The sequence below is a fragment of the Variovorax sp. GrIS 2.14 genome (assembly GCF_046115955.1).
GTDB lineage: Bacteria > Pseudomonadota > Gammaproteobacteria > Burkholderiales > Burkholderiaceae_C > Variovorax.
The window spans coordinates 45,009-54,085 of record NZ_JBJXIA010000022.1 but is presented as its reverse complement, the minus strand read 5'-3'; the positions used below and the strand labels follow the sequence as shown (position 1 = coordinate 54,085).

Annotated in this window: 7 protein-coding genes and 3 pseudogenes; 3 read left to right on the top strand and 7 right to left on the bottom strand. The window is 61.4% G+C overall.

Annotated features, from left to right (window positions below):
* Positions 1-302: 302 nt before the first annotated feature.
* From RCH10_RS23695 to RCH10_RS23680, 4 genes and pseudogenes are all read right to left on the bottom strand, one after another.
* Positions 303-599: a hypothetical protein gene (locus tag RCH10_RS23695; protein WP_323501581.1), complete on the bottom strand. Its 297-nt coding sequence runs from the start codon at positions 597-599 to the stop codon at positions 303-305.
* Positions 600-743: 144 nt separating this feature from the next.
* Positions 744-1,868, bottom strand: a complete 1,125-nt coding sequence (locus RCH10_RS23690) for a HAMP domain-containing sensor histidine kinase (RefSeq protein WP_323501580.1) — start codon at positions 1,866-1,868, stop codon at positions 744-746.
* A 493-nt stretch (positions 1,869-2,361) separates the two neighbouring features.
* Positions 2,362-2,584, bottom strand: a pseudogene (locus RCH10_RS23685) (IS3 family transposase); the annotation flags it as partial.
* 217 nt (positions 2,585-2,801) lie between these two features.
* Positions 2,802-3,669: pseudogene (locus RCH10_RS23680) on the bottom strand (IS5 family transposase); the annotation flags it as partial.
* 399 nt (positions 3,670-4,068) lie between these two features.
* Between RCH10_RS23680 and RCH10_RS23675 the strand changes: the two are divergent.
* From RCH10_RS23675 to RCH10_RS23665, 3 genes are read left to right on the top strand one after another with little or no spacing between them, the layout of a single operon-like run.
* Positions 4,069-4,998, top strand: a complete 930-nt coding sequence (locus RCH10_RS23675) for a 3-oxoacyl-[acyl-carrier-protein] synthase III C-terminal domain-containing protein (RefSeq protein WP_323501579.1) — start codon at positions 4,069-4,071, stop codon at positions 4,996-4,998.
* Positions 4,999-5,008: 10 nt separating this feature from the next.
* Positions 5,009-5,716, top strand: coding sequence for a hypothetical protein (locus RCH10_RS23670; RefSeq protein WP_323501578.1), 708 nt, complete (start codon positions 5,009-5,011; stop codon positions 5,714-5,716).
* Positions 5,713-6,954: an NAD(P)/FAD-dependent oxidoreductase gene (locus RCH10_RS23665; RefSeq protein WP_409054314.1), complete on the top strand. Its 1,242-nt coding sequence runs from the start codon at positions 5,713-5,715 to the stop codon at positions 6,952-6,954. The genes RCH10_RS23670 and RCH10_RS23665 overlap by 4 nt, the downstream gene beginning before the upstream one ends.
* Before the next feature lie 63 nt (positions 6,955-7,017).
* Here RCH10_RS23665 and RCH10_RS23660 read toward each other — a convergent pair.
* The 3 genes and pseudogenes from RCH10_RS23660 to RCH10_RS23650 all read right to left on the bottom strand — a co-directional run.
* A pseudogene (locus RCH10_RS23660) lies at positions 7,018-7,416 on the bottom strand (transposase); the annotation flags it as partial.
* A gap of 224 nt (positions 7,417-7,640) precedes the next feature.
* Complete coding sequence (locus tag RCH10_RS23655; RefSeq protein ID WP_323501576.1) at positions 7,641-8,021, bottom strand: PepSY domain-containing protein; 381 nt, start codon at positions 8,019-8,021, stop codon at positions 7,641-7,643.
* A gap of 236 nt (positions 8,022-8,257) precedes the next feature.
* Positions 8,258-9,067, bottom strand: coding sequence for a metallophosphoesterase family protein (locus RCH10_RS23650; RefSeq protein ID WP_409054313.1), 810 nt, complete (start codon positions 9,065-9,067; stop codon positions 8,258-8,260).
* Positions 9,068-9,077: the final 10 nt, after the last annotated feature.

Below are 9,077 nucleotides of genomic sequence, written 5' to 3'. Positions count from 1 at the left end.
GCTCATCTTTGCTCCAGTCTTCACAGGCGAGGTCCTCGCCAGCAGGAGCAGTTTCCACACTTATCGGGTTGTTCAGATTTCCGGGGCCAGCTCTCAACCTCCATGCGCCGCCACGACTTGCCAGACCATCACGAAGCCGAAGCCATGCGTCCTGGCGTCGCGCGGCGCAATGTTGTGAGCCGCTTCAATGTCTCGTTCCAAAGTGGAGCGCGCGGAACCCCCGGTTAGGCCCTGGGGCGCGCGATCGAGCAACGCGTCCAACACGACCGGTGCCATGCCGGTGCCCTCGTCCTGAATAGTGACTACACCAGCTGTGCTACTTTTAGTGCCCTGTCGAACGCAAAAAACACCAACCACATTGAAAGTGCCAAGGATAGGTACAGCACCAATGGCGACGCCCCCAGGATGTAGCGGCCTTGCTGCAGCGCGTCGATGGCGCTCGCGTGGACTTCCGTTGAGGAGACCAATGTCGTGCCGGTGCCGGTGCCGGTAGCGACGTACCACAGCACGGCGAGCGTGCCCAGCGCGACATTGCGCGACTGCCCGACCACGATCGTGCGGCCCTTGAGTTGATCGGGGAGAAGCTTGCCTTCAAGCACATCGGAGGCGGCCCTGCGGGGCGTCGACGCGTTTTCGCTTGGTGAACGCCAAAGATTGAACTCCCCTCCCGCGAGGCAAGGACTGCGGAGTCCTATGCGCCCGAAGATCGCCCTACAACGTCTCGACGGTCGATCGCCGTGCCTCTAAGCAAGTGAGTACCGCGGCAGACTGATGGTGAAGACACAGCCGGTTCCCGGCACGTCACGCACGCTTAAAGTTCCCAGATCTGCTTCAATGCTCTGCCGGGCGATAGACAGGCCCAGCCCCAACCCAGCATTTGCGTGGCCGCTGTGCTTAAAGGGCACGAACATATTCTCGACACCCTTGGGAGGCAGGCCGCCGCAATGGTCCTCGACGTCGATCAGAACGAATTCTCCAAAAGCATGAGCGTTCAAAGTCACGGCGGTATTTGCGTGAGTGAACTTGAAAGCGTTCTGCAGCAAGTTCGCCAACGCAGCGTGCAGAAGCTCTCGATTCGCGTTGATCGCCAGCAACGGGTCCACGTCGCACACTTCAAAAATCCGACCTAGCGAATCGGCACTGAATCGACCTGCAATCGCAGAATCCGCGATGAACGAAGCTACGGAAAACGTTTGCCGTTCATGCGGCTTCTCACCACGCACTTCGACGAGTGCACCACCGATCAGCAGAGTCAACGCTTCAAGACTGCGCGACAGAACCGCACCGGTAGCGCCCCGGACTGTCATGTTGCCCACATCCAGCGCGCGAAACGCAAGGGTGGCCGTTCCCAATGCATTTCGGAGTTCGTGAACCAAAAAGCCCAGCCTCTGTTTCTCGCCAGCAATCTGATGCACCGAAATTTGCGCGTCGCGCTGGAAGCTGAACTCCGCGACTGCATCCGCGATGGCGTTATCCAAGCATCGGTTCAGTGTGCGGAATTGATCAACGGTAAAAGGCGCGTCCCGCTCAAAAGCCAGATCAGTGATTGCCTGACACACATCGCCGTAGTCGTGGACCACCTGATCTACCGTGTAGCCCAGATTCAAAAGCGCTTTGCCGTGTGCTGTCGCGCTCACGCCAATTTCAGACAAGGCTAGCGCATCCCCGCCGGACGGCCCGGAGATCTTGACGCTCGCATCGCCGTCGTTGTTTGTTTCGGCGGCAAGTGTTCGAGTTAGTTGATCCAGGAACATCGACACGCCTTGGACCAGACGCTCTTCGGACGCCGCGCGGTAAGGCCGCTGTGCCGCTTTGAGCTTGCACCGGGCGATTAACTCATCACGGTTGTTGACGAGAAAACGATGCATAGGAAACTTTCTTGCCCAACGGCAGATTATTCAACGCGCTTTTGTTGCTCCTGCTTAAGAGTTTGCAGCGCTCACACTGAGTCGAAATTTTGTCCTAGCGGCAAAACCCCCACCCCTCTCCAGCGCGCAGCATGTAGTGAATAACTTGGTGTCTACGTAGGACGACATCTTGCAGACCTGTCATCCCGCTGCAATGGGGAAATTCGGCCGTGCCAAGCGGAGAACGCTGTGCAAAGCTGCCATGTCACTTTCAACGCCGTAACCGGTGTACCTGCCGAATTCTCAGCATTCACGGCGTTGGGAGTCGTTCTTTTTGATGGTGCATAGCCGCACGTAGCTGGCGCAATGTCTTTTCAAAGCCCCCGGCATATGCATTGCGGGCCGCCAAGGCTTTACCCTCGGGGCTCTTTGGGCCGGTGGACTTTGACCGAGGCTGCCATCGCTGGATTGCCTCCCTGACCTTGTCCCTGGAATCCGTACCCCATAGCCGAGTTCATGAGTTGGCTTGCTGTGGCTGATTGGCAAGCCAGTCCTGCTCGAACTGCATCGGGCTGACGTATGCCAGCGTAGAGTGCAGCCGGTCGCGGTTGTACCAGAGCAGCCAATCGATGGTTTCGTCCTTCGCCTCGCGCCCGGGTCTTGAACCGTTTGCCGTGCAGCCGCTCCACCTTCAACGACCCGAACAGCGTCTCACTGCAAGCGTTGTCCCAGCAGTTGGCCGCCACGTCGGTCAAGTCGGGCCTGGCGCGCGCCATCTTGTACTCGCACCGCCGATGGGCAGCCCTCACGCGCTATGCCAGCGATGGCCGAATCGACTCTGACCACCCTGGACCAGTCGCACCGCCTCCTGCTTGAATTCGAGCGTGTAGCGCGCTCTTGCCGTCTTCGTCATTTCCGTTCTCCTTGCTTGAATTGAAACACTCAGCAAGGGGTACGTTTTTCGAGGGCAAGGTCAATATGCCGTGTGGTTCGCCCATTGATGTCGCGGCACGCCCGCACGAAACCACGTGTGTCGTAGGCCTTGTCGGCTCCAACGGTGATGCGCTGCTCCCGAATTTCGATCTCCCCGAGCATCACCGCGGCCGCATCACACTCGGCAGTCCCAGTGGCCTTCATGGTCTGCACGTTCACCACCAGGCCATGGCGGTTGTCAGTGGCGATGTGCCTCAGGAAGCTGGGCAGCGCCGGTGCCGCGTTGCTCTTGCGATAGAACTGCGAATCGGGATCGGTCCGGGACTCGTGGATCTCGTCGCTGCGCCGCTCACCACGCCAGTCCTCGGGGTCGCGCCCGTCGTCACCGCTGTCCTTGCGTCGCATGCTCTTGTGACTAGCCCAGGCCTTGATCTGCGTGCCGTCGACGCTGAAGTGTTATCCAGACAGCAGATCCGTGGCCTTGGCCATGTCGGCCGTGGCGTTGAACAGTTCGATGAGGAAGTCATGCTCGATCATCCGGTCGCGTTTCTTCGATGTTGACCGAGTGGTTCGACACTCCATCTTCGATCGACAGGCCGACAAACCAACGGAACAGCAAGTTGCAGTTATTCTGCTCGACAAGTTGCCGCTCGCTGCGAACGCTGTAGAGCACCTGCAGCAGCATGGCACGCACCAGCTTCTCGGGCGCTATGCTCGGATGGCCTCCATTGACGTCGGCTTAATACACAGCCGAATGACGCTCGTCCGTCTTGGCAAGCGCTTCGTTTATCCATGTGCGAATCGGTCGCAGCGGATGATTCGCAGGCACGGAGTCTTCCAGCGTCACCTTCGAAAACAGACTCGCGTTGTAGCCGCCACTGCCTCGCATCGTCGCTCCTCGGTCTGCTCAATATCGCAATTGTCGGAAAGATCTCGGGGTTCTTCAACGTCCCTGCCAACACACGACGCCAGAGGGCCTACCAGTCGCGTGGATGTCCTACACAGCTGTCTTTGGCTGGCGGACACCATGGTTTATGACGCTTGCTCCGTTGGACGCGCACCCCTCTAGCAACACAACCCTCCTACCGCGCGCAGCTGGCCAAGTGCCGAACATCGTTGCTTTGGGGATTTCAGGAGTAGGCAGTTGATTTCGAGGCCGACGTTCATTAGAAGCGTTGAGACGTCCGTTCCGCAGAACCGATTCACGAAAGCTGAGTGCCTGGCTGAGTTTGAAGCTTCAGACTGGTTCGGCAGGCTCGACCGCAGGTCTCACACCATCGCGCGTACGGTGCTGCAACGCGACAACGGTATCGACGCGCGTCGGTTGGCGGTGGATCGCCTGGCAGATATTTTCCAGATCGACCCTGACACGTTGAGTGAACGATTCCTCCGCAACGCGCCCGCGCTCGCATCCGACGCGGCGTTTCACGCGGTGGAGAGGGCCGGTCTCCTGGTCGCCGACATCGATGCTGTCGTCGTCAGCACATGTACCGGCTACCTGTGTCCTGGCCTGTCCGGCTATGTTGTCGAACGCCTGGGGCTCCGACCGAACGTCCAAGCCTATGACTTAGTAGGCCAGGGTTGCGCCGCGGCCCTTCCGAACATGCAAATGGGTCGGGCCCTGCTGCTCGGCGGTGATTGCCGCCATGTTTTGTCAGTTTGCGTCGAGGTCAGCAGTGCGGCGATGTACCTTGACGACGATCCCGGGGTTCTCATCAGTGCCTGCTTGTTTGGTGACGGCGCGGGCGCGGCGGTGTTGTCACGCGAGCCCCGCTCGGATGGGCGCTCCATCGAGTGGACGGACAACACCTCGCTGGTATTGCCCGAGCACAGGCGCGCTCTCAGGTTCGAAAGCCGCGCGGGGATGCTGCGTAACATTCTTACCAAAGAAGTTCCCGGACTCGCCGCATCCAATGCACTTGCGGTGCTGAATACGGTGCTCGATCGCGCTCGTGTCACGCTATCAGACGTGACCACATGGATCATGCACGCGGGTGGGCGGGATGTGCTGCAAGCAATCGAAACGCGGTTCGAACTCACAAAGCCGGACCTTCGCTACAGCGCGGAGATGCTGCGGGAATACGGCAATCTGTCGAGCGCGTTTGTGTATTTCGTGCTGCAGGCGGCGCTGGCCGACGAGGCCCCCGATGGCTGGTGGTGGCTGTCGTCGTTCGGCGCTGGCTTTTCTTGCCACGGTGCTTTGCTCAAGGTCGGGTGAGCATCGGCGAATGAACACTTCATCCCTGATGCCGCGCCAGGTGACGCCCGAGGCGCTTGACTCGCTTGGTGCCGACGACCCTGCCGCGCAGCGATCTCGCCGTGACCTTCGCCGCCTTCACGTCGTGATGGGCACTCTTTCGATCATGACGCGTGCGATCGGCGCCGAGCCAAACCGCGCGCCGCTACGCATCCTCGAGCTCGGTGCAGGCGACGGCTCGCTGGCACTGCGCTTCGCGCACAGACATGCGCGGCAGTGGCCGCGCGTGTCATGGACTTTGCTCGATCGCCAGGACACCGTCGCCGAGTCGACGCTGCACGGTTTGCGCGCGGTCGGTTGGCAGCCCATCATCGTTGTCGCCGACGTGTTCGACTGGCTAAGTAGGAACCAGCAATGCGGCTGGGACATCGTTGTCGCGAACCTGTTTGTCCACCACTTCGAAGGCGATGAGCTCGGACATCTGTTGCGCGCGCTATCCAAGGTCACGCCACTGTTCTTCTGCTGCGAACCACGGCGAAACATCACAGCGCTGATTGGCAGCCACCTCGTCGGCCTGATCGGCGCCGGGACAGTGACTCGCGAGGATGCGGTGCTCAGCGTTCACGCCGGCTTTCGGGACTGCGAACTGTCGGCGCATTGGCCGAGCCACGAAGGCTGGTCGCTGCGCGAGTATTCGGCAGGTTTCTTCAGCCACTGCCTGCTGGCGCGCAAGACGTGAGCGCCTCACCCGCTTTGCAGTACGACGCTATCGTGGTCGGCAGCGGGCCTTCCGGCGCGACCGCAGCGCTGCTACTGTCGCGGTCGGGCTGGCGTGTAGCGATCGTCGAGAAAGCTGCATTCCCGCGCCGCAAGGTATGCGGTGAGTTCGTCTCGGCCACGACGTGGCCTCTCCTCGATGCGCTTGGGGTCGGCGACGAACTCAGGGGCCAGGCGGGGCCCGTCGTGCGCCGCGTCGGGGTGTTCGCGCGCACGTCGATGGTCACGGCGCCGATGCCTGCCACAGGCAACGGGGTCGAAGGGGGACGCGCGGTCAGCCGGGAGTCGCTTGACGCAGTGCTCCTGTGCCGCGCCGTGGCGGCAGGCGCGACGCTCTGGCAACCGTGGACCGTGGCAACGTTTGAGTCCGGCGCCGGGCGACATGCTTGCACTATTGAGCACCGCGAGCGGGGCGAACGCATCGTTCTGGAGGCGCCGGTGATCGTCGCCGCGCACGGCTCGTGGGACCGCGGCCCGCTGCCCACGCAGCCTCTGCGCAGCGCTGTCGCCGCTTCGGACCTTCTCGGCTTCAAGGCAAGGTTTCAGGGCGGCACGCTCGAAAATGACCTGATGGCGCTGCTCGCGTTCCCCGGCGGTTACGGCGGCATGGTCAACACCGGCGCGGCGCGAGTCAGTCTGTCGTGCTGCATCCGTCGAGACCATTTGGACGCCGCCCGCGCTCGGCACCCGGGGCGTACTGCGGGGGAGGCCGTGCTCGCGCACATCTTCGAACACTGCGACGGTGTCCGCGCAGTCCTGGCCACAGCCTCTGGCGATGGCCAGTGGCTCGGGGCGGGGCCGATCCGGCCCGGCATACACGACTTCGGCCGAGATGGCGTGTTCGCGGTCGGCAACGCCGCTGCCGAGGCGCACCCCATCGTGGCCGAAGGTATCAGCATCGCGATTCAGTCCGCGGCGCTGCTAGCGGAGACCCTTGGCTGTTTCTCCGCTGCCGCGTCTGCACCCGTGGCGCTGGCGGTGGCACACGCGCGGTACCAACGGCTTTGGCGCCGCAACTTTACGCCGCGTATGCGCGCCTCCGCGCTTTACGCCCGAATGTTCATGCGGCCCTTGTCGACGCGGCTTGCGGTGGTGTCGATGCAGGTCTTCCCATCTATGCTGCGCATCGGCGCCGCGTGGAGCGGCAAGTCGCGCCAGCTGCAATTGCACTTGAACGCACCTCTCGGAGACGACGCATGACTAAGACTGCTGGCGCCGGCTCATATTTAACCTAGAGGAGCTGCGGCTAAAAACTTGGACTGTTTATGCCATGAACTCCAAGCTTCGACGGTAGTCAAGAGGGCTACGCGCGCCCAAGGACATCTTGATCCGCTTCTCGCTGTACCAGCGGATGTAAGAGTCCAAGGCTTGGGTGAACTGCTCAACGGTCGTTGACTGCCAGTTGCCAGGATAGAACCATTCGGTCTTCAATCGACCGAAGAAGCCCTCGCAAGCCGCATTGTCGGGCGAACACCCTTTGCGGGACATCGAACGCGTCAGCTCGGCATCCGCGATGCGTGCCAGCCATCCCGGCCATCGATAGTGAGCGCCGCGATCCGAATGCACAACAGGCCGGTTGGTGCTGATGTCGATCGTGTCGATAGCGGCATCCAGCATCGTGTTCACGCGCTGCGCGTCCGGGCGCATGCCGATCGTCCAACTTGAGTATTCCGGTCGAACGTGACCGCCATTCCGGCGAACGTGACCGGTACGGCGGTATGCGCCCCCGGCATGGGGATTGTCTGCATAACTCGACCCTATCCGTACCTCGTCAAAAGCAAGAGAACACGGACGACATGGTCCATCATGCAAGCTGATCTGCGCATCACGACCGTATGACGGCTGTGCTGCCAGGGCAACCGGCGCTGCGCTGCATGCAAAGCGACTTACTTCTTTGCCTTAGTTGCGGCGAGATCGGCCGCTGCTTCGGTGCCCTGAGCCTTTGGCCCTTCCCACACCTTCCACAATACCTTGCCTGTCCCGGCATCCACGGCGACCTCGACGATCGACGTCTTGCTCAGCAGTTTGATGTCGAACGTATAGATCAGGCAACCGCCTTCGGATTCCAGTCCGGAACTGGAGACCGAGGTCGCCGCCACGTTGACGGCCTTGAGCGCGGTGCTCTCAGCGTCAGCCTGGGTCACTTTGGCCAACGCCGGAAGGTCTGCATCCGTGATACCCGCTTTGAGATGAATCGAGCAGGGCAACTTGGCGGCACTGGCGCCAAACGATGCCAGGAGCGCGACGACGAGAAAGACTTTTTTCATGGGAACTCCGACCTCATTTCAGGGGTGGTCGAGGGCAGTAGGGCCATGACGTATGGCCGCTGTCGCTCTAGCACGATGGATGGTGCAGTCCGTGCGACCGGAGCGTCTGTGCGATGACCAATACGACCCGGGGGATTGCCTTGCCGAGTCGCATGAACAGCTTCAACGCTGGCGGCGAAGACGGTCGTTACTTGCGAGCACTGCTAACGGCTGGTTCAGCGAAACAGCGCACACCTTCAGTAGTCGACCCAACGGCCAGTCTCTTGTCTGAACCGCTCAGTCTGTACCAACAAAAAGGCCCCAGCGTCGGCATGCCACGCGTGGCGCTCGACGCTGACGGATTCCTCGCTGACCCGCAACACGTTGAACGCGTTCACTTCACCGCGGCTGCGCGTGGAGGTCGCAGTGCCGGCTTGTACAGCGAGCGCTGCATAGCCAGGAAAGTCGTGACGGCTGGACGTATCACCCGCATGGCTAGTGTGGAAGTGGCCCGCAAGCAGCAAATCGACGCCGCAGGTCGAGAAAGCTTCCATCGCCTGGCGTGCTCGCCCAACCAATTTGACCTTGCCCGTCACGTCGGGCAGGTCGAAGGGGTGATGGGTGACGATGATCTTGGTCGTTCCAGGCGGCAGTGCGGCGATGCGGCAACGGATCGATTCGATTTGGGCGTCGTCGATGCGGCCGCCCTTGAAAGTCATTGCGCGCGCGGTATTGACGCCGAGAACGGCAATCTCGTCATCGATGAACGACGGCTCCAAGTCTTCATGGATGCTGCGACGGTAGTTGCCGAAGGGATCTAGGATCCGCTCAAGGACCCCGTACAGCGGTACATCGTGGTTACCAGGAACGACGACCTGCGGCCTGGGCAAGCGATCAAGAAAGGCACGCGCATGACGGAACTGATCGACCCGCGCTCGTTGAGTCAGGTCACCTGAAACAACGACGCAATCCGGTCGGCTCGCCTGCACGCTGGCGAGCAAGGGTTCGATCACGGCCGGGTCGGTTCGGCCGAAGTGAAGATCCGAAAGATGGACCAAAGTGCGCATCAACGACCCA

Excerpts from the sequence above, each read along its gene's own strand:
- RCH10_RS23690 (WP_323501580.1), bottom strand. The coding sequence starts at position 1,868 with ATGCATCGTTTTCTCGTCAACAACCGTGATGAGTTAATCGCCCGGTGC.
- RCH10_RS23670 (WP_323501578.1), top strand. The coding sequence starts at position 5,009 with ATGAACACTTCATCCCTGATGCCGCGCCAGGTGACGCCCGAGGCGCTT.
- RCH10_RS23655 (WP_323501576.1), bottom strand. The coding sequence starts at position 8,021 with ATGAAAAAAGTCTTTCTCGTCGTCGCGCTCCTGGCATCGTTTGGCGCC.
- RCH10_RS23650 (WP_409054313.1), bottom strand. The coding sequence starts at position 9,067 with ATGCGCACTTTGGTCCATCTTTCGGATCTTCACTTCGGCCGAACCGAC.